The sequence below is a fragment of the Bacillota bacterium genome (genome assembly GCA_018818595.1).
Lineage (GTDB): Bacteria > Bacillota_I > Bacilli_A > Izemoplasmatales > Hujiaoplasmataceae > JAHIRM01.
In genome coordinates, this window is record JAHIRM010000018.1 from 35,521 (window position 1) to 61,435 (window position 25,915).

General features: G+C 31.4%; 28 protein-coding genes. 7 read left to right on the forward strand and 21 right to left on the reverse strand.

The window, feature by feature from the left end; all coding sequences use genetic code 11:
* Positions 1-116: 116 nt before the first annotated feature.
* Positions 117-3,476: a hypothetical protein gene (locus tag KJ971_04335; protein MBU1145067.1), complete on the forward strand. Its 3,360-nt coding sequence runs from the start codon at positions 117-119 to the stop codon at positions 3,474-3,476.
* A gap of 88 nt (positions 3,477-3,564) precedes the next feature.
* Here KJ971_04335 and KJ971_04340 read toward each other — a convergent pair whose 3' ends face one another.
* From KJ971_04340 to KJ971_04350, 3 genes are read right to left on the reverse strand one after another with little or no spacing between them, the layout of a single operon-like run.
* Positions 3,565-4,494 (reverse strand): HD domain-containing protein, encoded by a 930-nt coding sequence (locus KJ971_04340; GenBank protein ID MBU1145068.1) that lies wholly within the window; start codon positions 4,492-4,494, stop codon positions 3,565-3,567.
* A 5-nt stretch (positions 4,495-4,499) separates the two neighbouring features.
* Positions 4,500-6,593: a type I pullulanase gene (pulA, locus tag KJ971_04345; GenBank protein ID MBU1145069.1), complete on the reverse strand. Its 2,094-nt coding sequence runs from the start codon at positions 6,591-6,593 to the stop codon at positions 4,500-4,502.
* 2 nt (positions 6,594-6,595) lie between these two features.
* On the reverse strand, positions 6,596-7,780 hold the full coding sequence (locus tag KJ971_04350; GenBank protein MBU1145070.1) for a CCA tRNA nucleotidyltransferase: 1,185 nt from the start codon (positions 7,778-7,780) through the stop codon (positions 6,596-6,598).
* Positions 7,781-7,869: 89 nt separating this feature from the next.
* Between KJ971_04350 and KJ971_04355 the strand changes: the two genes are divergently transcribed.
* Positions 7,870-8,481 carry a YigZ family protein gene (locus KJ971_04355; GenBank protein ID MBU1145071.1) on the forward strand — a complete coding sequence of 204 codons (612 nt, stop codon included), beginning with the start codon at positions 7,870-7,872 and terminating at the stop codon, positions 8,479-8,481.
* 32 nt (positions 8,482-8,513) lie between these two features.
* On the opposite strand, the gene KJ971_04360 is transcribed toward KJ971_04355, so the two are convergent.
* Together KJ971_04360 and KJ971_04365 are read right to left on the reverse strand one after the other, a co-directional pair.
* On the reverse strand, positions 8,514-8,735 hold the full coding sequence (locus KJ971_04360) for a DUF1146 family protein (GenBank protein MBU1145072.1): 222 nt from the start codon (positions 8,733-8,735) through the stop codon (positions 8,514-8,516).
* Between the two features lie 5 nt (positions 8,736-8,740).
* Positions 8,741-9,181, reverse strand: a complete 441-nt coding sequence (locus tag KJ971_04365) for a NusG domain II-containing protein (protein MBU1145073.1) — start codon at positions 9,179-9,181, stop codon at positions 8,741-8,743.
* 186 nt (positions 9,182-9,367) lie between these two features.
* On the opposite strand from KJ971_04365, the gene KJ971_04370 reads away from it, so the two are divergent.
* On the forward strand, positions 9,368-10,510 hold the full coding sequence (locus KJ971_04370; GenBank protein MBU1145074.1) for an FAD:protein FMN transferase: 1,143 nt from the start codon (positions 9,368-9,370) through the stop codon (positions 10,508-10,510).
* Between the two features lie 30 nt (positions 10,511-10,540).
* Here the strand turns inward: KJ971_04370 and KJ971_04375 are convergent, their stop codons facing one another.
* From KJ971_04375 to KJ971_04430, 12 genes are all read right to left on the reverse strand, one after another.
* The gene (locus KJ971_04375) at positions 10,541-11,056 is read right to left on the reverse strand and encodes a Gx transporter family protein (GenBank protein MBU1145075.1); all 516 of its coding nucleotides are present in this window, start codon (positions 11,054-11,056) and stop codon (positions 10,541-10,543) included.
* Positions 11,057-11,127: 71 nt separating this feature from the next.
* Positions 11,128-11,547, reverse strand: a complete 420-nt coding sequence (locus KJ971_04380) for a hypothetical protein (protein MBU1145076.1) — start codon at positions 11,545-11,547, stop codon at positions 11,128-11,130.
* Positions 11,544-11,876 (reverse strand): PadR family transcriptional regulator, encoded by a 333-nt coding sequence (locus KJ971_04385; GenBank protein ID MBU1145077.1) that lies wholly within the window; start codon positions 11,874-11,876, stop codon positions 11,544-11,546. Before KJ971_04385 ends, KJ971_04380 begins: the two co-directional genes overlap by 4 nt.
* A gap of 10 nt (positions 11,877-11,886) precedes the next feature.
* Positions 11,887-12,741, reverse strand: coding sequence for a DegV family protein (locus KJ971_04390; protein MBU1145078.1), 855 nt, complete (start codon positions 12,739-12,741; stop codon positions 11,887-11,889).
* Between the two features lie 87 nt (positions 12,742-12,828).
* Positions 12,829-14,436 (reverse strand): DEAD/DEAH box helicase, encoded by a 1,608-nt coding sequence (locus KJ971_04395; GenBank protein ID MBU1145079.1) that lies wholly within the window; start codon positions 14,434-14,436, stop codon positions 12,829-12,831.
* Between the two features lie 93 nt (positions 14,437-14,529).
* Complete coding sequence (locus tag KJ971_04400) at positions 14,530-14,967, reverse strand: DUF523 domain-containing protein (GenBank protein MBU1145080.1); 438 nt, start codon at positions 14,965-14,967, stop codon at positions 14,530-14,532.
* A 19-nt stretch (positions 14,968-14,986) separates the two neighbouring features.
* Positions 14,987-15,238, reverse strand: coding sequence for a KH domain-containing protein (locus KJ971_04405; GenBank protein ID MBU1145081.1), 252 nt, complete (start codon positions 15,236-15,238; stop codon positions 14,987-14,989).
* Between the two features lie 12 nt (positions 15,239-15,250).
* Positions 15,251-15,520, reverse strand: coding sequence for a 30S ribosomal protein S16 (gene rpsP / locus KJ971_04410; protein ID MBU1145082.1), 270 nt, complete (start codon positions 15,518-15,520; stop codon positions 15,251-15,253).
* Positions 15,521-15,606: 86 nt separating this feature from the next.
* On the reverse strand, positions 15,607-15,837 hold the full coding sequence (locus KJ971_04415) for a YlbG family protein (GenBank protein MBU1145083.1): 231 nt from the start codon (positions 15,835-15,837) through the stop codon (positions 15,607-15,609).
* A 4-nt stretch (positions 15,838-15,841) separates the two neighbouring features.
* Positions 15,842-16,213 carry a YlbF family regulator gene (locus KJ971_04420; protein ID MBU1145084.1) on the reverse strand — a complete coding sequence of 124 codons (372 nt, stop codon included), beginning with the start codon at positions 16,211-16,213 and terminating at the stop codon, positions 15,842-15,844.
* 50 nt (positions 16,214-16,263) lie between these two features.
* Positions 16,264-16,968 carry an rRNA pseudouridine synthase gene (locus KJ971_04425; GenBank protein MBU1145085.1) on the reverse strand — a complete coding sequence of 235 codons (705 nt, stop codon included), beginning with the start codon at positions 16,966-16,968 and terminating at the stop codon, positions 16,264-16,266.
* On the reverse strand, positions 16,955-18,946 hold the full coding sequence (locus KJ971_04430) for an amylo-alpha-1,6-glucosidase (protein MBU1145086.1): 1,992 nt from the start codon (positions 18,944-18,946) through the stop codon (positions 16,955-16,957). Before KJ971_04430 ends, KJ971_04425 begins: the two co-directional genes overlap by 14 nt.
* A gap of 101 nt (positions 18,947-19,047) precedes the next feature.
* Here KJ971_04430 and def point away from each other — a divergent pair, with 101 nt between their 5' ends.
* A complete protein-coding gene (gene def, locus KJ971_04435) occupies positions 19,048-19,626 on the forward strand; it encodes a peptide deformylase (protein ID MBU1145087.1) in 579 nt (192 codons plus the stop codon).
* Between the two features lie 56 nt (positions 19,627-19,682).
* Here the strand turns inward: def and KJ971_04440 are convergent, their stop codons facing one another.
* Positions 19,683-20,903 carry an FprA family A-type flavoprotein gene (locus tag KJ971_04440; protein MBU1145088.1) on the reverse strand — a complete coding sequence of 407 codons (1,221 nt, stop codon included), beginning with the start codon at positions 20,901-20,903 and terminating at the stop codon, positions 19,683-19,685.
* A gap of 194 nt (positions 20,904-21,097) precedes the next feature.
* Here KJ971_04440 and KJ971_04445 point away from each other — a divergent pair, with 194 nt between their 5' ends.
* From KJ971_04445 to KJ971_04455, 3 genes are all read left to right on the forward strand, one after another.
* Positions 21,098-21,982 (forward strand): DegV family protein, encoded by an 885-nt coding sequence (locus tag KJ971_04445; GenBank protein MBU1145089.1) that lies wholly within the window; start codon positions 21,098-21,100, stop codon positions 21,980-21,982.
* Positions 21,983-22,183: 201 nt separating this feature from the next.
* Positions 22,184-22,705 (forward strand): hypothetical protein, encoded by a 522-nt coding sequence (locus tag KJ971_04450; GenBank protein MBU1145090.1) that lies wholly within the window; start codon positions 22,184-22,186, stop codon positions 22,703-22,705.
* Positions 22,706-22,711: 6 nt separating this feature from the next.
* Positions 22,712-22,870, forward strand: coding sequence for a hypothetical protein (locus KJ971_04455; GenBank protein MBU1145091.1), 159 nt, complete (start codon positions 22,712-22,714; stop codon positions 22,868-22,870).
* A 49-nt stretch (positions 22,871-22,919) separates the two neighbouring features.
* On the opposite strand, the gene KJ971_04460 is transcribed toward KJ971_04455, so the two are convergent.
* From KJ971_04460 to KJ971_04470, 3 genes are all read right to left on the reverse strand, one after another.
* Complete coding sequence (locus tag KJ971_04460; protein MBU1145092.1) at positions 22,920-24,089, reverse strand: winged helix DNA-binding domain-containing protein; 1,170 nt, start codon at positions 24,087-24,089, stop codon at positions 22,920-22,922.
* A 62-nt stretch (positions 24,090-24,151) separates the two neighbouring features.
* On the reverse strand, positions 24,152-24,649 hold the full coding sequence (locus KJ971_04465; protein MBU1145093.1) for a 2'-5' RNA ligase family protein: 498 nt from the start codon (positions 24,647-24,649) through the stop codon (positions 24,152-24,154).
* 210 nt (positions 24,650-24,859) lie between these two features.
* A complete protein-coding gene (locus tag KJ971_04470; GenBank protein MBU1145094.1) occupies positions 24,860-25,576 on the reverse strand; it encodes a hypothetical protein in 717 nt (238 codons plus the stop codon).
* Positions 25,577-25,915 lie beyond the last annotated feature (339 nt).

Here is a 25,915-nt window from a genome sequence, read left to right on the forward strand (position 1 = left end):
AATATTTTAGAGACTCAAATCCCTATAAGCTCATAAAATAATCACAATATTTTTGTTGTTTTTAAATGAAATTAATGATATCATAGAGGTTGCAAATTTAATAAGGAGTGGAATCTATGAAAAGCCTATTAACAAAGAAAGTCGTCATTGTATTTTCCGTTTTAATTGTAATAGTTCTATCTGCTATCTTGCTTGCTTTTTTAACTGGATCAACAAATTATCCAGAAATCAGCGACCCAGATGGAATCTTTTATCAAACTACTGATGACGATGGAAATGTTCTTTATACAATAACAAATAAAGAATTATTTGAAGAAATCAAAACAAACGATGGTATCGAACAATTATTATTTATGGTTGATGCCTATTTACTCGAAGATTATTTAAATGCTTTAACAACGGAACAAATTGAAGCAAAGTTGTTAGAACTTGAGTATGGTACATCTGATTTAGATGAAATCAATGCTCTTGAAGCCGATTTAAAACTTCAATATGAAACAGCTTATCAACAAAGCATTACTTTGGCAGGATATTTAAACAACGAAGAAGCTTACGCAAAAATCATTTTAGCGCGTGAAGAGTTTGTTCGCCATATAATCGACGTGAATGAAGAAATCACGGATTTAGCTGTCGCAAAAGAGTATGCTAATTACTATTTTGAAGACATAGACGCTCTTAAAATTCGTTTTACTAGTTCAGAAGATGCAGCCTTTGTAATGAACAAAGTTAATCTTGTGGTTTACAACTTAACTAGTTTAAGAGAATACAGTGGTTTCATTTACCAAACAGAATCTATTCTAGACCCTTTAGAAGGTGTCGTTGAAGCTTATAAAACGGTTACTCCATACTTTTTTGATCAAGATGAAAATATATTAAATCTAGATGAAGAAATTATTTATACGCTTGGGACAAATTCAATCTACACTGATTCAAGTGATGATGAATATGCAATTGATGAAACTGGAAACTTAGTAGACATCGCAGACGAAATCGTTATCGAAAATGATTTGTTATTTGATTCGGTCGAGACAGCGCAAGCTTACAAAGATGCAAACACCATTTATTACACCGTTTCTAAAGTGGATGCCTTTGACGAAAACGAAGACGCTGTTGTTACTGATGGAGCAGACGTTGTTCAATATACCATTGATTCTGATGGGAAAATATATGATCTATTATCTGTTGATGTTACTAGTACTACTGATTTAATTGTTAATAAAATTTATACACCTATCGAAGACGTTAATTCATTTACTTTAAACAACTCCATTGAATTAACCAATGCAGAAATCTTACTTAAATATATTGCAATGTACAATTATGTTTACGAAGTACAACGTGATTCATTACCAACAGACGCAACAGCTGATGAATTAATCGCTTTAAACAATGATTTTCTAATTCATAATTTTGATGAAGTTTCAGCGTACCAAGCTTCTCTTGCTACTTACATGTTTAGTACTCTAGACTTAAACGATGAAGATTTAAAACCATTTACCGTGACTCCTAAAAAATACGCTGCTTCAAGTGATAATGGCTATTATATGGTATATAAATTATCACAAGTTGATAAGGTTGATGTTTTAGAAATCATGTTAGATTATATTGAAAACAATATCATTTTACCTTCACAAACCGTAGATAATTTAGAGCTTCCTGTTACAGGATGGTATAGTTCTACTATTACTTGGTCTTCTGGAGACACAGCTATTATTTCAAATGCTGGAGTGGTTACTTTACCTGATGCGGATACAGAAGTTGAATTAACTTATACCATTACCGCAAATAGTATCACAAGAACTGGAATTATTACTGTTAATGTTTTAACAGAAGGTACTACAAGCGAAGTGACTCAAAACACTTCAGACGAAGTGACATTCAAATCTTTATTAAATGATGACGCCTTATATCTTAGTCTATATAACGGACTAATTGAAGATATGGTTACCGGATCATCTTCTGATACAAATATTTCTTCTCGACTAGTTACATTAAGAGCGGATTATGGGTTTGTAATCTATGATCGTTATCTTGGACTAGATTACCAAGAAACAGATGCTACTTATGAGTTAAACGAAAAAGGAAATAAAGTGTTATTAGCTACCTTAACGGGTCGCCCAGGTAGTGAAGAAGCTGCCTTTGAAATCAGCGCAGATGATTTCTTCTCGTATACTCTTACAAAAAACGCTGCTCTTTATACGCTTTTTGCTTCTGAATACAAAGAACTTGTCGCATCTGATTATTTCACTGAAGTATTTGGCAGTGTGACAAACATTGAAAAAAACAAATCAGCTCGTATGCTTGAAATGTATGATTCCGTGCAATCCGCAAAAGATTACTACTCTTACTTACAATCACTTTATGCATCTTATGGATTGGCATTTACCTATAATTCATTTGCTGATTACGCTTATTCTCAATACGGTACAAAAACGGAATACCAATTGCTTGAGTATTTTGTAGAAGGTGAACTTCAACCTTATTTGATTAACGAAGCTATTTCAGATTATGATTTGATTACATTACTTTATCCTACTGTTGAATCTTATTATCAAAACTATTTCTCTTTAAATGTAAGCCATATCGTAATTTATCTTGATTTTAATGAAGATGGAACTCCAGATGATTTTATGGAATACATTGATAATTTAACAGCACTTGAAGCTGATGAATTTGAAACATTAAGAGCGGGATTAGAGTATGAAATTGATCAATACTTAGATGATGACACAAATAGTTTTACAACTCTTGTTTCTGATTTCCAAAATGCTTCACGGGAAGATGAAACATGGGGAGATTTTAAACAATATGGTTTTTTAATTCTAACAGAAGACTTAAATACCGTTGATGATGATGACGTATCTCATTCCTTACAATATAGCGGTACTTATGGAATTAAAGATACTTACGTTACTGAATACGTTGACGCTTTAATTGCTCTTTATCAAGCTTATCAATCAGACATTAACCAAGACGTTACTGAATTGTATTCAAATGATGAAAACATTTCCATTGAAACAATCTTTGGTATTCACATTATCCTTGTTACACAAGGCGATGACTTTGATCATCCAACTGCTGCTTTTTCAGAAACAGATTCTCAAAATCCAATTTATTCTGTTGGGTCTGAAAACACAGAAGCAATTCCTTCAATGGAACAATTACAACTATACGCTGATTATTTCTTCTATAGTACTGTTTATAATTTAACAGATGCAGATGTCGAATCAACGTATGGAATTACCATACCAAAAATTCCTGCAAGTGTTAACTCTACTCTAGAATTCTACTTTGGAGATTTACTTTCAAGCTTTTACGTTGTAGGAACGGTCAATGTTATTGTAGCAGATAAAATGGTAGATGGCAGTTTTGTTTCAACTGATTATTTAAATCTTACAAACGCCGAACTTCAAGCATCTCTTTTAGCAATAAGAACTGTATATTACGATGCTTTATACGGCCAATACGCTGACTAATACTTTAAAAGTTATATAAAAAAAACAGAAACTATTCAATAGTTTCTGTTTTTGTTTTCCTCTTGAATCGAATAAAAATAAGTCGTCCTTACTCTTGTGATAATTTGTGCTTATAGTATCTTTCTCGTTCTAAAACGCCAATAGAAGCTGTTAAATCTCCTTGTTTTACTAAATCTAATTCTTCTCCTAGCACACAAACCTTGGAATCAATATTATCAATAAAATGAATAATTAGAGCTTCCGCAATGTTTGGTTTTTTAGGGGAACCAAAATTGCCATAATAATGATGACTTATAATAATATGTTGAAGTAACATCGTTTCTTCATCGTTTTCGTATCCTAATTCTTTTGCGGTGATGGCAATTAAATTGGCACCTAATGTAATATGTCCAATCAATCTGCCTTGAATAGTATACTCACTGCCTTCATAGGAATCAAATTCTTTAATCTTACAGACATCATGTAAAATGATACCAGAATAGATTAAGTCTTGATTTAAGAACGGATAAACCTTTATGAACCCATCCGCAAGTTCAAGCATCGAATACGTGTGATATGCCAATCCAGAAATATATGCATGATGAAATTTAGTCGCAGCGGGATATAAATAAAAATCATCTGCGTGGTCTAAGTAAATTTTCTCTGTAATGGCTTTGAGGATGGGATTCGAAATAAAAGACAATTTATCTTCAATTCTTTTGCGGATAACCGATAAATTAATCGGAGCGTAGTGATAAAAAGCTCTCATTAATTTTTCTTTTACATCATCAGATAAATCCATTTCTCCAATAATAGTAAAGTCGTTAGCCATTAAGTGAATTTTCTCTTTAAATAAAACTGCTTCCGTTTTAAAAAAGTAAATTTTGTTTAGGGAGATGTCTTCTCCTTCTTTGATTCTCACAATAACATTTTCGTTATCTGCGCTTGTTACATTACAAGCAAAAGAATCATAAGTAGAAGTGTTAATTTGATCAACTTTTCCAAAAAATTCGTACGTTTGACCAATTTCAATGTTCAATAGAATCACTCGCTTTCTTTTTGGAAGATATAGGTTCCAATGTCCTTTAAAGTAAAACAACATTCTTCAGATTTTTCGGATTTTGAAGAAGATGAAATGAATAAATGGTATCCTTCCGGAATGATAATTGTTTCATCATCTATCGTAGGCTTAAAGATTAAAATGAGATTTGCATCGTCATTTAAATGCATCATAATGGACTTACTACCCAAAACGATGACTTCAACGTGTTGAGTTAATTCTGAGCTTGATTTTAATTTAAAGCAACTATATGTCTTTCTTAATTGTATGAGTTGCTTAAAATACTCGATGTCTAAATAATTTTCATCTACTAATTTCCAATCAATCAAATTAATTTCATCGCTGGAAATATATGAATTTTCATTTCCTTTTTTTGTACGATAAAATTCTTGGCCTGAATGAATAAATGGAACTCCTTGTGATAAAATAACAAAGGAAGTTGCCAGTTTTTGCCATTTCTTAATTAAAGAAATGTCTTTGGTTAGATGAAATGCTTTATCAAAAAAAGTTAAATTATCGTGACACTCCACATAGTTAATTGATTGAGTAGTGTATTTGAATAAATAGCGATTCATTGCGCTTCCAAGTAACATTTCTTTGATAATATCCACATTTTGTACATTTCCCATGGAGTAACCTTTATCTTTTGGCAAAAAAGTAGCTCCTTTAATTGTTTCTCGAAACGTATCGTTAAAGAATCCAATGGTATGAATTACATTCTTGTTTTTCATATGAGCCATTCGGTCCGCAAGATTCGAAGAATACATCTTCCATCCTTCTCCATACACAATTATATGTTTGCTTATGGAGTGAAGCTCTTGACGAAGTTCATTCATGGTTTCTACATCAATTAATCCCATCAAATCAAAACGAAAGCCATCGATATGATATTCGTTTACCCAGTATAAAACAGATTCAATAATTAATTTTCGAATCATTTTTCTGTCGGTTGCTAAATCATTTTTACATCCAGATACATTGGTGTAAATTCCGTCTCTATCTACATGGTAAGAATATCCTGGCACCAGTAATTCATAAGAAAACGTTGCCGCATCAAACACATGATTAAATACAACATCCATGACTACGTTTATGTTTTCTTTATGCAAAGCATCAATCATCTGTCTTAATTCATTGATTCTAGCATAGGGATCGTCTGGATTAGTAGAATACCATCCTTCTGGAACGTTATATTGTTGGGGATTATATCCCCAGTTATAGGTCGTACTTTGATTTAATTCATCGACTCCATCAAAATCAAAGATTGGCATTAATTGAACGTGAGTGATGCCTATTGATTTTAGATAATCAAATCCCGCTGGATTTCCTTCTAAAGTTTTGATTCCTTTTTCAATAACTCCTAAAAATTTCCCTTTGTGTTGAAAATTCATTTTCGGATCAATCGTAAAATCTCGAACATTCATTTCATAAAGAATGGCGTCAAGTGGATCTCCTGAAAAAGAGGTGCTATACTTCATTGGAAACAATTTTGATTTATCAATAACATAGCTATACTCCCCAAAAGCAGTGGATGAAATAGCATAAGGATCAGAAACTATTTGTTCTTTTCCATTAACTAAAGCCAAAAAGCGATAACGATATTTTTCTAAATCCCCCATAACAAGAATTCGCCACACTCCAGAATTAGTGTAAAGCATGTCAATCATTAATGTTTCGTTTTGTGGGTTAAGAAGCTCTAATTTAACGGATTTTGCAACAGGTGTCCAAATTTTAAACTTCGTTGATTCAGCCGTATACGTAAAACCTAAATCGGTTTTCTTATACCGATAGATATTATCGAATAACTCGGTTCGAACAATTTTGCCAGTATAGAGTTCGGATTGTTCTAATTCTTCGTTTTCAACATAATAGGTCTTACCTAAATCAATATAGGCATCAAAAGAACAAATGAGTTTTACTTCAACGCCTAAATTCAATTTTTGCCGAATGGTTAATTCAATCCATTCATCATTTCCAACTAATCGGTAATGATTGTTATCCCTATAATTCTTTAAAGGAATGATAATGGTTAATTCATCAAAATTATCTAAATAGGAATAAAAAGTTCTAAGGTCCATGTTTATTCCGTCCTATCTTTTTGCATTTGAATGAAATGTAAAGCTAATTCTTTTAACGTATCATAGTCATTTGGTATTTCTAATGTGATGACCTTATAAGTAAGTTCATCGATGATGTCTCCTATAATTCTTGCGTCTTTTAAAGAAGTCAATTCTAGAATATCTTGTCCTTTAAAAGCTAAATCACAGGTTTGATGAATTGGCATTTTGTTATAAAGGGATAAAATGAAAGCTTCTTGGTTGTTTTGTGGATTTAAAGAAGCGTTTACTTTATTTGCCATCAAACATAAATCGAGCCCATTACTATAAACAATTAGTTCGTTAAAAGAATCATTCTTTGTGACTTCTACTAATTCAATCATCCGGTTAATAATTGCTTTATCTTTATTAGAAAAACGCCATTTATCGCTAATTTCCATACCATTTAGATAGAAACACAAAGCAAAAAATTCTAAAATATTTAAATCTATTTTTGTTTGCTTTGAAAGAAAATTGATTCCTTGTAGTAGGTCAGGAAAGTTTTCTTTTACAAGTGACTTGTTCATCCATTGGAGTGCTTTTAACGCAAAAGGATATTCGATGATTTTTCTAAATTCTTGGAGAATTCTTTCGTTTGAAATTTTAGAAAGCAAAGAATAATTCTTTTCAATACTTTGAAATGTTTTTTCTTCTATATCAAAATCTAGTTTGCTAATGAACCGAAAGGCTCTTAACATTCGCAATGCATCTTCATAAAAACGAGTATCTGGATTTCCTATGGCTCTTATCAGTTTTAGTTTTAAATCTCTTTTTCCATCAAACAAATCGATGATTTGTTTTTCTTGGTCCATAGCAAGTGCGTTTATTGTAAAATCTCTTCTTTTTAGATCTTCTTCGATTGTTTTAGAAAAAGTAATCTGTTTTGGATGTCGATGATTTGAATAAACTCCCTCAGAGCGAAAAGTAGTAACTTCAAAAGCAAAGTCATCTTCAAATACCGTAATGGTTCCATACTTAATGCCAGTGTCTCTTGTTTTCTTAAAATATGATTTTACAAGTTTTGGCGATGCATCGGTAGTAATATCAATATCATTTACAGGTAGTCCTAATAAAAAATCACGAACAAAACCACCTACAAAATAGGCAAAATGTCCGTGTCCTGTTAAAATAGATAGTACTTTATTTCCTGTTTTTACGTATAAACTCATGATAAATCACCTAATTTATTATATCATATCCTAACTTATTATTCTATCAAAATCAATTCTTGCGTGATATAATAAATTAGGTGATAATTATGCGCTCTATAAAAGAATTTGTTTCTTCAGACATCGAAATTCAAAAATCAAAATTCATTTGTTGTTTCATTCCAGTGTCAAATGAAGAAGATGTTTCAAAAGCTCTTTTGGATATACGCATTTTATACCCAGGAGGAAACCACTACTGCTTTGCCTATATTTTAGGGGACACTGGCTTAATTCAAAGAGCAAGTGATGATAAAGAACCAAGCAAAACAGCAGGAATTCCTATTTTAGAAATTTTAAAGAAGAATGACTTGACAAATCTAATCGCAATCGTCATTCGCCATTTTGGAGGCACAAAACTTGGCGCTTCAGGACTCATTCGTGCTTATGCAAAAGTAACAAAACTTTGTGTTGAAAAGGCAACTCTAACATATAAAAACACTTTTTATCATTGCAAAGTTCAAATTGATTATTTATATGTTGGATTACTTGAAAACAAACTAAGGGAACTAACAGAAATGTTAGAAATCAACTATTTAAAATCAGTTGAATATCACTTTAACATCAACGCAGATCAATTTTCTTTCTTAGAAGAACAAATCAGTAAAGACACAAGTTATCTTTCAAAAATAGAAATATTAAATACTTTTACGAAATATCTTTAAAAGGAACATTGCAAAATTGCAATGTTTTTCTTTTAAAACAGACTATTTAATTGCTCAAATAGAGATATAAAGACATCCACAAACAAATACCCTAAAATAATTGAAATGACGATAAATAAAAAACGAATCTGGTCACTTGAGTTTGGTTTGAAGATTTTAGATAACTCTACTGATTGCATGGCCTTATACACAAAAATAGTTGCGACAAAAAACAAAATGATTCTTGATATAATAAATACACTAGGATCTAACATTTATATCACTCCACAACTGCATCTAGAATAAATTCTTCTGATGCCATATTGGTAAAAACTTGAATAAAAAGTTCATTTGGTAAACAAACGAGGGGTTCTAAACTTGAATTGGTTGGCTTTTGTAATTGACAAATATCTTTCGGACTTTCTTGATATACGACACTTATTTTTTCGTTTTCCACTAAGATTTTAATTCCCTTGATTTCATTATCTCTTGCAAACTCATCGGTGATATACAAATCCTGCATATCAGTGGATGTTGTCCCAGGAACATAGAAAATACCTTGAGAAGATAGAGTTGCATTAATATCGTCTTTATACACTGTATCATAAATGATATAATCGAGTGATTCTAAATCAATCATCAAGATGAGTTCATCTTGATAAGTGATTTTCGCATAAAGATTTCCGGTTGAATTGACTTGTTCTATCTTTTTAAATCCCACAAGAAGGATTGCACCAACAAAAAGCAAAGATATAATAAAGATTAGATCTATTTTTTTAATGGTACCACCTCTTTTTCTAACTCATTTACTATTATACAATATGGAAGCTTCTTTTAAAAGTTTATCCTTATGATATTGTTTGGAAAAGCAGATAATTTTTGGTATAATAAACAAAGGTGAAGCCTAATGAAAAAAATACTCAATTTTTTATCTATTCTCATACTTTGTATGACCATTCTTAGTTGCGACTCTTTTGACAATCCAAATAAAGACGTTTGCAATTTAGGAGCAAGTAATGAAGTCTATCTGTGTAGTAAAAGTTGGACATCGTTTTTCGATTCTCCGATTTCTTTAACATTATATGTTACCAGTGAAGACACTTACTCGATAAATGACGTATTTGATTTTGTTGAATCTACTTTAGAACAATATCACAACTATTTTGATAAATACAACGAATATCCTAATCTTACGAATGTGTATTTAATCAATCACCGTTTAACTTCTTCTGTTGAAATTGAAGAAGCCTTATATGATGCAATTGCTTTTGCATTACTTCATCAAGAAGAAATTAAAATAGATGATTTTCCTTTATTTAACATTGCTTTAGGCCCAGTATTATCCATCTGGCACGACGCCAGAGAGAATCCTCTTTGTGAAGTATCACTTTCCTCAATGAACACAGTCTGTCCCGTTCCAAATGAGCTTTTAACAGGCATTACCTTTCACACAGATCCTTCCAAGATTGTTTTGACTCATGATCAAGACTTTACCATTTCTTTTCTAGAAGAAGGAATGGAAATTGATTTAGGTGGCTTTGGAAAAGGATATGTATCTGAAATAATTACCGATTATTTAGATGAATTAAATGTGAAATATATTTTGAATACTGGAAATAGTAATGTAAAAGCTGGTGGAATAAATCCAAATTCTGAAGATGGATTTTATACCATTGCCTTAAAAAGACCAAAAATTGTTATAACAGATGAATCGGTGTATTTTGCTTATATTAAACTTCCAAATAATCTTTCCATCGTGACAAGTGGTAATTACCAACGATTTTTTATTGGTCTAGAAGATGGGTTAGTCTATCATCATATCATTGATCCAACAACGAATTATCCAGGTGGAGAAGCAATGAGTGTCTCCATACTATATGAAGACGGAGCTTTAGCTGATATCTATTCCACTGCTATATATTTAATGCCATTAGAGGATGGACTTGCTTTTGTAAATCAAATAGAAGGCTTAGAAGCTGTATGGTATTTTGACAGTGGCGATATCATATATTCTGATCATTTTGAATCTTATTTATATATTCCTTCTTAACAAAAAAAGCAAGAGAGTCCTCTTGCTTTTTTATTTCTTTTCTTCTTGTAACTGATTTTCAAAAACAAAAACCAATTTTTTACTTGCAAGTCCTACAAAAATCCCTGTAGGAATGCTTATTAAAATCATGTAAGGTAAATAATAAAGAAGTGTTGGTGTATCAAGAATAATCATTGCCATAATAATTTGCCCTACCATATGCATAAAAGCACCGGCAACACTAACACTAATAATGGAAAAAATTCTTATTTTTTTAAAAAACACCATCGTTATATAAGCAAAAATTCCTCCAGATAAACTTAAGAGTGCAGTAGGATTAAATATTCCAGAATAAACCAAAGCTACCAAAAAAATTCTAAGAATAACTACGACAAAGGCTTCTTTATATCCATAAATATATAAAATAATCAGTGTAATAACATTAGCAAGTCCTAATTTTACTCCTGGGATGATAAACAAAGCGGTTGAAAACATGGATTCTAGAATGCTTAAGACAATACTAGAAGAAATCATCAACGCAATAAAGATTAATTTTTTTAAATTCATACGTTTCACCTGAAGTTATTGTATCATTTTTATATAAAATCTTCAAGAAAAAGAAAAGACGGAAAATCCGTCTATTTTTTACTGATTAAAAATCGATAAAGCATTGCAAGTGGCCAGAAAAACACTCCTATAATAACAACCACAAACCAATAAACTCTCCCAAAAAAGTCAAGAAAAGTTAAATTGAAAAATAAGGCAAGTCCTACAATAAGAATGTATCCCAGTAATGAGAAGAAAAACTGATTTTTTCGTTCACGAAGTAAATTATATTTCTTTTCATTTTTTTTAGGAAACGCTTCTAAAATATCATCTGAACTTCCAAATTCTTGAATAGATTGTTTAATGGCATCTTCTTTTGAAGTTCCAAGTTCCACTAAATCTTCTACTTTTTCTTCCAAACTAGTTGTCAATATTTCAATAAGTTCTTTTTTATCTTCTGCATTAAATAAATCTTTTAAAAGTCTAGATACAAATCGTTTAATCGTATTCATTCAACATCACTTCCTAACATAGCAATCATAATCTCTCTCAGTAATTTCCATTCTTTAATCATTTCATTATAATATGCTTTTCCAAGAGGAGTCACTTGATAATATCTTCTTTTTCCCCCATGTGTTTTTTCGCCAGTATAAGAAACAATCAGTTCTCTCGATTCTAATCGTTGAACAACAGAATAAAGGGTAGCTTCTTTGATGTCAAATTTATTTTCTGTTCTTTGTTTGATTTCTCCTGCAATTTCATACCCATATCGATCTCTTTCTAAAAGTAATTTTAAAATAATCGTATCGATATGTCCACGAATTACATCACTATGAATCATAAATCCACCTCTATTTTTTTAACACATATCCAATCGTCATGGCTTTTGGTCCACAGTGTGCGCCAACAGCTGGAGTTAATAAATAATCTTTAATCTCTTTTAGTTCAGGTCTTACGTTTAAGATAACATCTCTAACGTATTGAACTCCTTGAGGATTGTTTGCATGAATGATAAATGGTTCGTAATCTTTTCCTTCGGTTTCTTCTAAAAATTTTTCAACCACACGGTTAAGTGCTTTTTGGAAGGTTCTTATTTTTTCAACGGTTACTACGGCTCCGTTTTTATCAACTTCAAGTAATGGTTTAATTTTTAAGACATCTGCCAAAAATCCTGCAGCATTGGAAAGTCTTCCGTTTTTCACTAAATATTTTAAATCAGAGACCGCAAAGTAAATATGATTGTTATCTCTTATTTGATCTAGTGCTTCAAGAATTTCTTCCATTGATTTGCCTTCACTTGCTAAATCATGTGCTAAAAAAGCCATTTTGCATTGAAGGTATCCTACTGTTTTTGAATCATAAACGGTTACTTTAATACCTTCAACCATATTTCTAGCAATCATGGCATTTTCAAAAATTCCACTCATTTTGCTTGAAATGGTAATAAAGATGGCTTCGTCGCATCCTTCATCTCGAAGTTTTTCATAAGCTTCTAACATTGTACCAGTAGATGCCATGGCTGTTCTTGGAAATAAAGAAGGATCGCTTTCAAGCATTTCGTAAAATTTGTCTGCAGTTAATTCTTCAAAATCAACATATTCTTTTCCTCCCATTAAAATGGTGGAACGAATGATTCTGATGTCATACTTATGCGGAATATAATCTAGTGCTGAATTTGTACAAACTAAGACACCGAGTTTTTTCATTTATATTTCTCCCTTAAAAAAGAATTATTTCTAATTTTATTATATCTATAAAGTACAATTTGTCAATGACTTCAGGTTTATAAAGGGTTAGTGTCTATAATTTACTGGTTTTCTTGGTTTCTTTGATATGGAAAGATTTGCTTTCTTGCCTTTTAATTTTGTATTGTTTAATTTCTCTAGGATTTCACTTGCGACAGGTGTTGGTACCGAAAAGAAAGTAAATTCAGTTAAAATTGCAATGTCTTGAACTTCTCTTCGTTCTAATCGAATCTTCGAACAAACAAAATCTAAAATGTCTGATACACTTAAATCTTGATCTTTTCCCATGTTAAGGTGAAATCTGGTTGATTTACTATCTGATGAGTGACCAGATTTTTGGCTTTTGAATTCAAATTCCTCGTTGATATCTGCTTCATTGATGGCTGCATTGTTTTTGCTCGTTACCATTTTTAGTAGTGAAACGATAATTTGATCTTCTGTCATTTTTGCGCCAATGGCTTTGTTTAGAATTAAGTATTCTTGGTCAAAGTTTTCTGTTTCTAATTCTCGCATCATTTGTTCGATTAATTTATCGTTTTTCACATCTTGAACTTTATCATAAGTAGGAATGCTTCTTTTCTTAATTTTTGTATTTGTAATTCGTTCAATTTCAGAGATTTGTTTCATTTCTCCTCTTGAAACTAAGGTAAACGAATATCCAATATTGCCAATTCGCCCTGTCCTACCAATACGATGAACGTAGTAATCTGCTTTTTCAGGAACATCATAATTAAAAACAGCTTCAACCGCTTTAATATCCAGCCCTCTTGCGGCTACGTCGGTTGCGACAAGCACTTTAATAATTCCATTGTGGAATTTCTTTAAGACATCCATTCGCGTTGTTTGTGGTAAATCTCCATGAATTTTATCGCAATTAATGCCTCTTTCAATTAGTTCTTGAGTAAGTTCGTCTACTTTAACTTTGGTGTTACAAAAAATTAAGCTTAGTTTAGGACGATAGATATTAATCAATCGATAAATGGCTTCTGTTTTATTTTCTCTTTTTACTTTGTAATAGTATTGATTGATATCACTGTTTGTTGATTCAGATCCGATAACACGAATTAATTCAGGATTTGTCATGTAACTTGTGGCAAGATGCATAATTTGTCTTGGCATAGTTGCTGAAAACATAAGTGTTTGTCTTGATGCAGGCGTTGCTTGGAAGATTCTTTCGATATCTTCTTGGAAACCCATCTTTAACATTTCATCGGCTTCATCTAACACCATGAATTTGATTTCAGGCACTTTTAATGTATTACGATTCATGTGATCGATGGTTCTTCCTGGAGTTCCTACCACGATTTGTGGATGTTTTTTTAAAGCATAAATTTGTCTAGTAATGGGATCTCCACCAAAAACAGTCACAATTTTACACTTATCTATGTATTTAGCAATTCTCATCAATTCATCATGAATTTGAACTGCAAGTTCTCTTGTTGGACAAATAATTAATGCTTGAACTTGATCATTATCAAAGTCAATCATTTGTAGAATGGGGATACCAAAAGCAGCTGTTTTACCAGTTCCTGTATGGGAGTGCCCAATGACATCTTTTCCTTCTAATAATAAAGGAATGGTTTGTTTTTGGATTTCAGTTAAATCAACGAAACCCATCTCATCTATTGCTTTTTGTATTTCTAAACGTATTTCCATATTTCACTCTTCTTTCGTCATATTTGACATTTAATTATACCATATTTGGTAATGCATTTCATCTATATCGCTAAACAGACAAAAAAGGCCGCACTACAGCTGACCTTCTTGATTTAAATCAATAATTTCAATTCCGTTTGCTAATAGATACTTACAAGTAATTCCTTGACCGAGTATACGAGAACCAGTAAAAGTACCATCATAAATATACGAGTATCCGCAAGAAGGAGATCCATCTTTTAAGATGACTTTCGTACAATGATGTTCTTTTAATAATTCTAAAGTTCTTTTCTTTCCTTGTTCGAAAAAGAAAGTCACTTCTTCTCCAACCGAACTATAGACCTTTTCTTGATCTATACTAATTTCTGAAGGAATTCTTGGAGTCGGCATACCACCAAATACTTCAGGACAGATTGGAATAATTTTCATGCCATTGGTTTTTTCAATGACGTTAAAATTTAAATTGTTTGAACCATTGTATTTACAATTATATCCTAGTAAACACGCACTAACTGCAATTAAACGTTCCATATATTAAATACAAAAGCCTTTATTCGAACGAATCAATATCGATGTTGATTCGCTTGCCGATTCTGGAAGCTGCTGCGTACGAAATGGTTCGGATGGCATTTGCAATTTTTCCACCTTTACCGATGACTCTACCTAAGTCATCTTTATTCACAAGCACTTGAATCGTTATGGACGATTCATCTTCAGAAAACTTCTTCACTAATAAATCTTCCGGATGAATGACTAATGGCGTAACCAAATCTAAAACTAGTTTCTCAAAATTAACAGCCATTTTTATTCCCTGCTACTTATTTTTCTTAGATGCTAAGAATTCTTGGTTAATTCCTGCTTTAGTGAATAGGTTTTTTACAGTCTCAGTAGGTTGCGCCCCAACACTTAGCCATTTTAAAGCTAATTCATTGTTTATTTCCATAAATGCTGGTTTTTTTGTAGGATCGTATAATCCAACAATTTCTAAATATCTACCATCACGTTTTTTTCTTGCTTCTGCAGCTACGATACGATAGAATGGACGTTTTGTTGTTCCGAATCTTTGTAATCTGATTTTAACCATTGATATTACCTCCTGTATTTGAAAATCACTAGTATTTTACCAAATAAAAAGTCATCTGTCAATGTTTTTCTCTTGACAGATGAAAATTATTCATTAAAATCAAATGTTTCCATTTCTAAGAGCGAATCTTCTACTTTTCTAACGTGTCGAAGATTAGCGATTTGCTTTTTTACTTTGTCATAAGATATCGCGTCAACGTATCCAATAAGGTAGTTCATTTTCACATTAATATAGGTAATGTTCACGCCAAGCTTTTCAATTTCTTTTTCTACTTTTTTGCTTTGGAAATATACTACCATTGCTTTTCTACTTACCATCTTTTCACCTTTTTTCACAAGTTGCTTTTTCATTTATAAAACAGTCTTTTGCAACTTCATTTAATTTTGAATTAAATTGATTTAATTTTTTATTAAACAAATTCAACGTTTTTATATAATCTTTGTAGTATTCATTTTGATAAAGAGCCGTTTTTGCTTGAATAAAGTTAAGGGTCACTTCTTTAGAGTCTGGATGATGCTTTCCATAAAGAGTAACGCTATTATATTTTGCTTTTGATTTTTTAAACTCCTCTATCAGAAAAGCAGCCTTTTGAGATAAAACGTTTAAAGAAGTTGTAACATTTAGGTATTCTTTGCTATTTTTTAATTCGTCTAATACATCATAGCTTAGATCAATTAGTTCATAAGATTCCATTGTATCACCTATTTGATTATATCATAAAGCCCGAAATATATTTAAAATATTTACTGAAATATAAGCTCAATCTCAGATTCTAGGCACTCTCTATATTCTCCTTTTGGAAGTGTTTCATCTAAATGCAATCCACCAATCGAAACTCTTTTTAAAAAGATGACTTCATTTTGGATGGCTTCAAACATTCGTTTCACTTGATGAAATTTTCCTTCTTTAATGGAAATATAGACATGTGTTGAATCTATTTTTTCAATAATTGCTGGTTTTGTCTTATATGATAAATCTCTTCCATCTTTTATCGCGATTCCTTTTTCAAGTAATTCTTCGTTTGTGATTGGATCTAGTAATGAAACATAATACCTTTTGTAGACCTCTTTATTTGGATGAATGATTTTGTGCAATAGTTGTCCGTCACTTACAAGCAAAACAAGTCCTTCGGAATCTTTATCAAGTCTTCCGGCAATGTTTAAATCAAACCGATTATACGGTTCTTTTATTAAATCCATTACGGTTGGAAAAAGGGCGTCTTTATTCGCAGATACAACCCCTTCTGGCTTGTTTATCATTAAAACAATTCCTTCTTTGTAAAAAATGACTTCATCGTCTAATTTTATTACATCTTGCAAAGGATTTATTTCAAGACTGACATCTTTAATAACTTCACCATTTAATTCAATACGATTTTTTCTTGAGAATTCTCTTATGTCTTTTCTTGAACCATATTTTAAATTGCTTAAAAATTTATCTAATCTCATTTTTATTTTCTCCTATCAAACCAATTTTATACTTTTCATATACTCTTAATATTTCACCTATACTCCATGCTTGAGTATAACATCCTCTTGAAACATCTCCATTTAATCCATCGAAAATTTCAGAATACCCATTAATGCATCCGTTGTGTAACTGTTGATTGATATTTTGGTAAAGGGCCAAAACTGAAGCTTGTGCTTTTTTAGAAAACCGATGAACAATCAAAAGACTTTCCATGTAGCTTCCAAGCAGATACCCCCATGAAGTTCCCATATGATACGCATGGTCTCTTGTTTCAAGATTTCCAGTATAGCTTGACTTAAATCTTGGATCATCTTTAGAAAGAGTTCTTATTCCATAAACATCTAACAATTTTGAAGTAACAATTGTTAGAACTTTTTTAGCTTTATTCATTGATAAAACTGGAAAGGTAAGGCTAATCGCAAACAATTGATTTGGACGAATTGAATCGTCCTTGGGATTTAGGACATCGTATAAACAGTTTGTTTTTGCGTTCCAAAAATGATGATTAAAATTCTTTTTTACTATTTTTGCCAATAACATATAATCTTTGTTATCTTCATCAAATAATTCTGAAAGTTTTGACATAATTACTAAGCTATTATACCACAATGCATTGATTTCAACCGGTATTCCGTGTCGAGGTGTAATAACTTCTTCATTAATTCTTACATCCATCCAGGTAACTTGGTCTAAACCCGATCCCGCATGAATAAAACCAAATTGATCCATACCTATGTTAAATTGAGTTCCTTCTATATAATGATTTACGATATTTTTCATAGTTTGAAATAATTCATTGTGAATAAAATAATAATCTTTTGTATAAAGAGCATACTGATAAATGGCATGAATATACCAAAGACTTGCATCACAAGTGTTATAGAGTGGTGATTCTCCCTCATCGGGGAAAAGGTTTGGAATTAAACCATCTTTTTCATAAAGAGAAAAGGATTTTAATACTTCTTTTGCTTCCAAAAATCTTTTTGTTGAAAGAAACAACCCTTCAAAGGCAATCATCGTATCTCTTCCCCAATCGCTAAACCAAGGAAGTCCAGCTAAGACGGTTTTTAAATTCGTTGATTTTCGATAAGCGATAAACTGATCACTCGCAAGGACAAGTCGCCTTCCTAAATCAGTTTTTACTTTGGAGAGTTTGATTAATTCTTGAGCTCTTTCAATATAAGCATCCCTTATCTCTGAAGCCGTAAGTTTGGGAGGAGTTCCCAAACTACAAACGACTTCAATGTTTATGGTTTGAAATGGTAAAATCTCTATATCAATATGGTAGGGTTGAAAATGAGTGTCTTTTCTAGAATCACCAGTTGAATTGTCTTTATCGTAAAAGAAAGGGCGAGTATATTTTTCTTCGTTTTCGATAAAGGTTCCTTTATCAATGGAAAAACTAATTACTTGATTTTGATCCGTAAAAGGAATCAATTGTAATGTGTTGTTTATAACAGAAGTTTCAAAGTTTAATGAGTTTTTGCTTGAGACTTCGCTATGACTTCGATAATTAAAAAGCGGGTTAATTTGAAAGGTTATTCCTTTGTTTTGAGTTGTAATGTTGTAAAGAATCGCACAAGTATTATGACCGTAAAATGGCGATATTGTCTTTTTTACCATGATTTGATTAACAAGATAATGGTAGGTGGCAACTTCGCTTAATTCAAAATGAGTTAAAAATGAGTTTTCTGGTAAAGAATTTAATTCATATTCTTGAGAAGACAACTGATAGACTTGATTGTTTAACACAACTACCTCTTCTGTTTTGGAAAAGATTACTTTGCGTTTAATAGGAGAAGACAAAGAGGCTATCAAGTAGCCGTGATGTTTGCGAAAATGGGATCCTATTGCAGAACTACTTGCATAACCACCCATTCCATTTGTCAAAACCCATTCTAAAGGATCATGGTGGTTTTTAGATAAAATTTCATCTAGTTGAAACAGATATTTCATATCCACAAAACCTCCTTACCTCTACTCTAATTGTAACATAATTTAAAGCGTTTATCTTGGAATTTTTAGATTATTTATGTTATAATTAATTTGGTGATATTATGTTATTAATGAAAGATATCTTGCAAGAAGGAAATCCAATTTTAAGAAAAAGAGCGCAAGATGTAAAGCTTCCTCTATCAGATGAAGATGCTCTGACTTTAAAAAAAATGATGGAATATATTTTAAATAGTCAAAACAAGGACCTTGTAGAAGAATTTAACCTGCGTCCCTCTATTGGACTTGCTGCTCCTCAAATTGGCATATCTAAAAAAATGTTCTGTATTAATACTTATGACGAATCGGGAAGTGTTCTACATTCTTATGCTGTTGTAAATCCTAAGATCATCTCTCATTCTGAAGAACTTACTTATCTTCCAGGCGGAGAAGGATGTCTTTCCGTTTTAGAAGAAAAAAACGGATTGGTTGCTAGATCAAAACGAATCAAAGCTAAAACCATTTTAGTTAATTTAGAAACGTTTGAGACAAAAGAAGTTTTGTTAAAACTATCAGGATATGTAGGAATCGTTTTCCAACACGAGTACGATCATTTAATTGGCGTACTGTTTGTCGATAAAGTAAAAGAATCTTTGCCTTCTATTACTCCAGTTCATTTTGATGACGAAGAAGATATAAACTAGTAAACTTTTTATATAATAAAAGGACTCTCTTTCCCTTGAGTCCTTTAATTTTATATTTATTTTGAAATTCCTTGCATAAAAAATCCGAATTTTTTACCAAAATCAAAAGCTTCTTGTAATTGAGAACTAGAAGGATTAAACCGGATTCTAATGCCTTCGATAGTTTTCATTTTTAACTGAGTCAGTCTTTCCATTATAAATTTAACCGCTTCTCCACTCCAACCATATGAACCAAATGCCGAAGCGAATTTCAAACCATGAATAACTGGATTTAATGAAGATAACAAATCCCAAACGGGTTTAACTGAATCGTTCAGAATCGTTGTTGATCCAATTAACAATCCTTCCGCTTCTTCGATTCGTTTGACAATGTCTTTTAAAGGTGTTTCAACCAAATCATAGAGTTCGACATCTACTTTAGTAAAAAACGCCTCTTCAAGGCCTTCTTTTATCATTTGAGCCATCTTTGCCGTGTACCCATAAGCGCTAGCGTACGGAATGACTACTAAAGGAACTTCTCTTTTTGTGAAAGGAGTAGCCCATTCTTTATAAAGCTTCTGTACTTCTTCTAAATTAGAATTATCAATGACGGGTCCATGGCTCGTTGCGATGTACTTAATTTTTAATCGTTTGATGGTTTCTAATGCCTTTAAAACGAAAGGTTTAAAGGGCGACATAATCGAATCAAAATAATATTTAAACGCTTCTTTATAAATTGTTTGATCCTTGACGTTTTTTGCAAGAACTCCTTCAAATGCATAGTGCGCTCCAAAGAAATCGCATGTAAATAAAATCTCGTCTTCTTCTAAATAAGTAAATAGGGTATCTGGCCAATGTAAATTTGGTAAGTTAAAGAAACGAAGTGTTTTATTTCCAAGTGATATTACAGTATCGTCTTTTGTTCTTAAAGAGTGAAAGGGTCGATTTACAATTTCCTTGATATTAGAAAGAGCGGGAGACGAAGCGACAATAATAATGTCTGGATTCATATCGAGTATTTTCTCGATAGATCCAGAATGATCTGGTTCTGTATGATTAAGTATTAAATAATCGATTGTTTTTATGTCAATAAGAGTGTTTAATTTTGCAAGGTAGTCTTCATTAAAATTTGCTTTTGAAGTATCTACTAAAGCAGATTTATGACTTCCTTTAATGAAATAGGCATTATACGTTGTACCATATAATGTTTCCATTGTTATATCAAATACTCTTAGATCATAATCAGTAACTCCAACCCAAAAGATATCTTTATTTAATTCAAATGTGTTTGTTTGCATATGCTTCACCTCTAGTTTATTATACAATATTTACGCCGTTTAAACAATTAAATTGCACATTGTAAAAATCCATTTTTAAAAGCGGTATTTTTGTAAAATTATAAGAATTTGCTTAAAAAGAGTAGAAAATTTGTTATAATCAAACTATCTAAAAATTTTTAACACGATTATTTTATAAAATATTGGAGGAAATTATGAAAAATTATGTCATTATTACTGATTCATGTATTGATTTACCGTGTGAACTAGCAAACGAATTAGAGCTCGTCATTTTACCACTAGCCGTAAATGTAGAAGGAAAAGAGTATCTCAATTATTTAGATGAAAGAGACATTACCGCTAAAGCTTTTTACCAACTATTACGAGAACATAAAAAAACGTCAACAGCGCAAGCAACGCCTCAAAATTTTATCGAAGTTTTGACTCCTCTTCTTGAGGCGGGAAATGATATCTTGTCAATATCTTTTTCTTCTCAATTATCTGGAACTTATAGTGCTTCTCTTGTTGCCAAAAAGGAATTATTAGAAAAATTTCCTGACAGAGTTATTCATACCATCGATTCAACCTGTGCATCTATGGGACAAGGACTTCTTCTTACTTATGCTGCTCATTTAAAAAAAGAGGGTAAATCTTTAGAAGAGGTATCAACTTGGGTGGAAGAGAATAAATTGTTAGTAAGTCATCTTTTTACTGTTAGTGATTTAGGTCACTTAAGAAGAGGCGGAAGACTATCCGCAAGTAAAGAGATTTTAGGTACACTTCTTAATGTCAAACCCCTACTTCATGTATCCCTTGAAGGAAAATTAGTTGTCTATGGAAAAGCAAGAGGTCGTTATAAATCCTTAAACGCACTGGTAAACAGAATGGTGGAAACATTTGACAAATCTCTTGACCAAATCGTCTACATTTCTCATGGAGATTCGTTAGAAGATGCTATGTATGTCAAATCTCTTGTGATGGAAAAATTAAATGTAAAAGATGAGAATATCTTCGTAAACACAATAGGACCCGTTATTGGAAGTCATTCGGGAGTCGATACACTAGCTATTTTTTACTTAGGGAATGAAAGAACTGCTTAAATATAAAATTCAAGGAAGCTATAAGCTTCCTTTTTTTTCATTCAACAATAAATAAAAAAAATATATTATGTGCTAGTTGCATTTTAAATCTTTGAGAGATATAATAAATTTAGACAATGCAAATTATCTTGATGAAGTAACAAATTGGTTTATCGGCGAAGGTCAATTCACCTTCAGCATTTTAAAAAAGGAGGCTTTAAATTGAGTCAAGCTAGTATTACACAAGAACGTTACTGGAAAACAATGACTACAGCAAGGTTTCAAATTTTCTTTATTGATGAACACCAAATTAAGAGCACGAAACTTTCTACTATGATGAATATTTACGCGGCACTTACTGCATCAGGATCCGTTGCAGCATGGGCTTTTTGGGGAACTCTCCCACTGAAATGGATATGGCCTGTACTAATTGCATTGGCAGAACTCATGCACATTCTTCGTCCTTATTTGCGATACGATCAAAGGTCATCTCGTCTACCAAAACTCATCAATTCATTATTTGAACTATATTTTCCTTTTGAAAATCAATGGCTTGCCGTTTCTAAGGGCGAAATATCAGACAAAAAAATGAATAATATGATTTCAGCCTTTAATGAAAAATGGACGACCACATGCAATACCATTCTTAATGAAGACCATTTACCTGAAATCGACTCTATTATGAAAAAATCGGATGAAGATAATACTAAATATTTTGAAAGCAATTTTTTGAGAGGAATGTGATCATTTATGAATGATAAGAAGAATAAAACAAAAAAAGAACTTGATGAATGCGTAAAAAGTTTGCCTTTCCAAGTGAACACAATTAGATTACCAGACAATGTTAAACCACCAAAAGAATTAGAAAAAGTCATTATCCCAGAATCAAGTAAAGTTGAAATAAAATAACCAAAGAAAAAGCAGCATTTACTCATGCTGCTTTTTTTATTGTTTTTAATCAGGGTTGATATTTGTACTCTTTTGCTCCTAAATACTTTGCAAATTCAAGTAATGCTTTATCTAATGCTTTTTCTATTTTTTTATTTAGAACTATCTTTTCTTCATACCAAATGTTTTTAATAATCAGTGGATCTGACTTTCTTTGAGGTTCAAATTCAATGCGTCCAATAAATTTGTTTTTATATAAGATAGGTAGAACATAATATCCCCATACTCTTTTAACAATTGGCGTATAGACTTCCCACTTATAGTCAAAGTCAAAAAGAACTTTAATTAGATTTCTATCCCAAATGAGGTTATCAAGAGGGGCAATAAAACTAATTTTATCTTCTAGATTACATTCAAAATCAAGTGCATGAGTAGGTAGGTAAAATGGTTCTTTGATCCCTTCAATTACTACTTTGGTTAATGTATTATTTTGCAATAAGATTTCAAGACATCGATTTCTTATTTTAGAATTACCAACGTATTCTCCACTAAAATGAACTCCATTTTTATTCCAAACAAGTCCCATAGATAAAATTCTTCGATACACATGATATAGTTGTTCTTCTTCGATATTTGTAAAATAGCTCTCACAGGAATTTAAAATCAGATGTTCAATCAAATCATACCGTTTTTGAGTATTTCGTCTTTCTTTGATTCCAATTTTGCCTGCTTGAAATAAATAATCTAAAGTTGCAGAAGAAGCTTTGATATTTCCCCATTTATGATTGGTGGTTTCTCCAATTGTAATTTCGCTTGAATACAAAGGGCCTTTTTCTTTTAGCAGTTGGATGATTTCATCTACATATTTTAACGCATCTAATTGAACGCGATATTCAAGCGTGTTGATTTGTAACTCTCCTTGACGGACTCGAATCGTTGAAAAATTAGAATAATCTTTTAATTGATAAATACACATTTGTTTATCCCAGGCATCAATTAAAAATCTGTTTAGATATAAAGCTTCATATAACATACTTGCCTTATAATCACGAATTCTCGATTGAAGCACAAGATCAGCGTTAATTCCTACTACATTCAATGGGTCTTGTTGAATGGACATGATTCGATCAAAAACTTGTTTGATTCCCTCATCTCCTTTTAAGATTTGAGAAGAATTAATCATGTGATAATTCACTAAATAATTTCTTGCCTCTTCTTTGGTCATTTGAATGTTGTTCATATTCTTTGCTCCTGAAATTTTGAAGTTGGTTTGTCAATTTAAAAAAATTCGCTTTATTATTTCTATTTCAAAACATGTTCGAAAATAATAACCGATTCTTCGTTTTTGCCGATTACTTCAATGGATATGGTTGTAACTTGTGTAGAAAATTCTAAATCTTCTAATTTCAATTCATTAAATGCTTTGTCTAACTCTTCTTTTGAATCAAATTTCCCAACCGTCATATGGGGAGTATATTCATATCCTAAATCAAAAGATTTCAATTGATTTGAATATAAAAGATTATGAATATTTTTGATTTCTTTTGATCCCTTACTAACGTTTAGAAATATATAATAAGCGAACTCTTCTACTTGCTTATATATTCCTTTTAAAGACAGTTCAAAGGAAGAAACATTCTTTAAGGTTTCTTGAAAATGAGATATCAAATCTTCATCAGTTATTTCACCTTCAAAAGGAAAAACGATTGTTATATGTGGCGCAACTTTTCTTTCTAAAGGATCATATTTTAATCGAATATCATTAATTTTATTCATGTTATTAAAATCAGGAAATATCATTATCGTTCTCGTATACAATTTTCACCTCAGGATATAATCAAAATTGTTTTATAAATTCTTATGTATTATAACATATAATAAAAAAAGTTTGAACATTGTGTCCAAACTTTGAATGTGTTCTTTTTTGTTCATTCTATTTCAAATAAATAAAATACAATATGGATTGTTATGGCATCTTACCTTTATAAGAAAAGAAATAATGGCTTTCCTTTATCCGATAAAAACACCTGTTCGAAACTCATCTTGTTCTGCTTTATCAAATACTCTTTGAAACAAGGTATTTATTTTTGTGCTATCATAGTCTGGAAAATAAGTAGAAAAATCTGGAAGTAACGATATAGTCTCAGCCCAAAGAATTTCTACTACTTGCACTTCTGAAACTTTTTGTATCACATCTTCTGCACTGATAGTATCTAATTTACTTAGGTACCCACTTAACATGACCAGTTCAAAGTCTAGAAAATATGCATTTTGAAATTCAAGTGCTTCAACGTATGCTTTTGCTTCTTGTTCATTCGAGAGAATTTCTAAGATATTGACCCCATCTTGATTGACATATTTCACTTGCCCTGTGTCAATTTCTGCAGTCCACGTATTTTCACCAATATGGACATACTTGGCAAAAACTTTTTGATTTGTTGAGTTATAATCGATGATTACAAAATTTGGGTCGTTTTCTGTAATTTGCATCTCCTCTGTTACTTCAATTTCTCCCCAAACAGAAGGCAAGTAATAAAGCTCCATTGAAAGCCAGTTCACATTATATGGTTTGTCGCTAACATAATTTAAAGATCCTTTTGCAACAAATGTATCGCTTATTACAGCATAACCCACAGGATGTGAAGTATATGTCATGTTTTGTTTATCACATCCAACTATCATCAAGATAAAAAAGAAGACAAAAGATAGAAGACTTATTTTTTTCATATAGCACCTCTTTATTGCATTTTCTTTATTATATCAAATAAGATAATTACTTGATATATACTAATTTAAAATAATAAATATATATTATTAAACAATGATAATGTATTCATTGCTCGAGTAACTAAAATTATTATTCCTTCTGAATTACAAGGAATCGTTGGTTTTGCAACTGGCTTAGTTGAATCATTAAAAGAACCAGCAAAAAAATAAATTTATTAAGTAAAAAAATGAAAAACAAGTTTTTCAACTAAAGAGGCCAAGCCTCTTTTTTGTTTGGTTGAAATTTGATAAAATAGACGTATGAATAATGTTGAATATACAAAGCGAGATGCTTTTAAA

Excerpts from the sequence above, each read along its gene's own strand:
- KJ971_04335 (MBU1145067.1), top strand. The coding sequence starts at position 117 with ATGAAAAGCCTATTAACAAAGAAAGTCGTCATTGTATTTTCCGTTTTA.
- pulA (MBU1145069.1), bottom strand. The coding sequence starts at position 6,593 with ATGGACCTTAGAACTTTTTATTCCTATTTAGATAATTTTGATGAATTA.
- KJ971_04350 (MBU1145070.1), bottom strand. The coding sequence starts at position 7,780 with ATGAGTTTATACGTAAAAACAGGAAATAAAGTACTATCTATTTTAACA.
- KJ971_04355 (MBU1145071.1), top strand. The coding sequence starts at position 7,870 with ATGCGCTCTATAAAAGAATTTGTTTCTTCAGACATCGAAATTCAAAAA.
- KJ971_04360 (MBU1145072.1), bottom strand. The coding sequence starts at position 8,735 with ATGTTAGATCCTAGTGTATTTATTATATCAAGAATCATTTTGTTTTTT.
- KJ971_04370 (MBU1145074.1), top strand. The coding sequence starts at position 9,368 with ATGAAAAAAATACTCAATTTTTTATCTATTCTCATACTTTGTATGACC.
- KJ971_04375 (MBU1145075.1), bottom strand. The coding sequence starts at position 11,056 with ATGAATTTAAAAAAATTAATCTTTATTGCGTTGATGATTTCTTCTAGT.
- KJ971_04380 (MBU1145076.1), bottom strand. The coding sequence starts at position 11,547 with ATGAATACGATTAAACGATTTGTATCTAGACTTTTAAAAGATTTATTT.
- KJ971_04385 (MBU1145077.1), bottom strand. The coding sequence starts at position 11,876 with ATGATTCATAGTGATGTAATTCGTGGACATATCGATACGATTATTTTA.
- KJ971_04390 (MBU1145078.1), bottom strand. The coding sequence starts at position 12,741 with ATGAAAAAACTCGGTGTCTTAGTTTGTACAAATTCAGCACTAGATTAT.
- KJ971_04395 (MBU1145079.1), bottom strand. The coding sequence starts at position 14,436 with ATGGAAATACGTTTAGAAATACAAAAAGCAATAGATGAGATGGGTTTC.
- KJ971_04400 (MBU1145080.1), bottom strand. The coding sequence starts at position 14,967 with ATGGAACGTTTAATTGCAGTTAGTGCGTGTTTACTAGGATATAATTGT.
- KJ971_04405 (MBU1145081.1), bottom strand. The coding sequence starts at position 15,238 with ATGGCTGTTAATTTTGAGAAACTAGTTTTAGATTTGGTTACGCCATTA.
- rpsP (MBU1145082.1), bottom strand. The coding sequence starts at position 15,520 with ATGGTTAAAATCAGATTACAAAGATTCGGAACAACAAAACGTCCATTC.
- KJ971_04415 (MBU1145083.1), bottom strand. The coding sequence starts at position 15,837 with ATGGTAAGTAGAAAAGCAATGGTAGTATATTTCCAAAGCAAAAAAGTA.
- KJ971_04420 (MBU1145084.1), bottom strand. The coding sequence starts at position 16,213 with ATGGAATCTTATGAACTAATTGATCTAAGCTATGATGTATTAGACGAA.
- KJ971_04425 (MBU1145085.1), bottom strand. The coding sequence starts at position 16,968 with ATGAGATTAGATAAATTTTTAAGCAATTTAAAATATGGTTCAAGAAAA.
- KJ971_04430 (MBU1145086.1), bottom strand. The coding sequence starts at position 18,946 with ATGAAATATCTGTTTCAACTAGATGAAATTTTATCTAAAAACCACCAT.
- def (MBU1145087.1), top strand. The coding sequence starts at position 19,048 with ATGTTATTAATGAAAGATATCTTGCAAGAAGGAAATCCAATTTTAAGA.
- KJ971_04440 (MBU1145088.1), bottom strand. The coding sequence starts at position 20,903 with ATGCAAACAAACACATTTGAATTAAATAAAGATATCTTTTGGGTTGGA.
- KJ971_04445 (MBU1145089.1), top strand. The coding sequence starts at position 21,098 with ATGAAAAATTATGTCATTATTACTGATTCATGTATTGATTTACCGTGT.
- KJ971_04455 (MBU1145091.1), top strand. The coding sequence starts at position 22,712 with ATGAATGATAAGAAGAATAAAACAAAAAAAGAACTTGATGAATGCGTA.
- KJ971_04460 (MBU1145092.1), bottom strand. The coding sequence starts at position 24,089 with ATGAACAACATTCAAATGACCAAAGAAGAGGCAAGAAATTATTTAGTG.
- KJ971_04465 (MBU1145093.1), bottom strand. The coding sequence starts at position 24,649 with ATGATATTTCCTGATTTTAATAACATGAATAAAATTAATGATATTCGA.
- KJ971_04470 (MBU1145094.1), bottom strand. The coding sequence starts at position 25,576 with ATGAAAAAAATAAGTCTTCTATCTTTTGTCTTCTTTTTTATCTTGATG.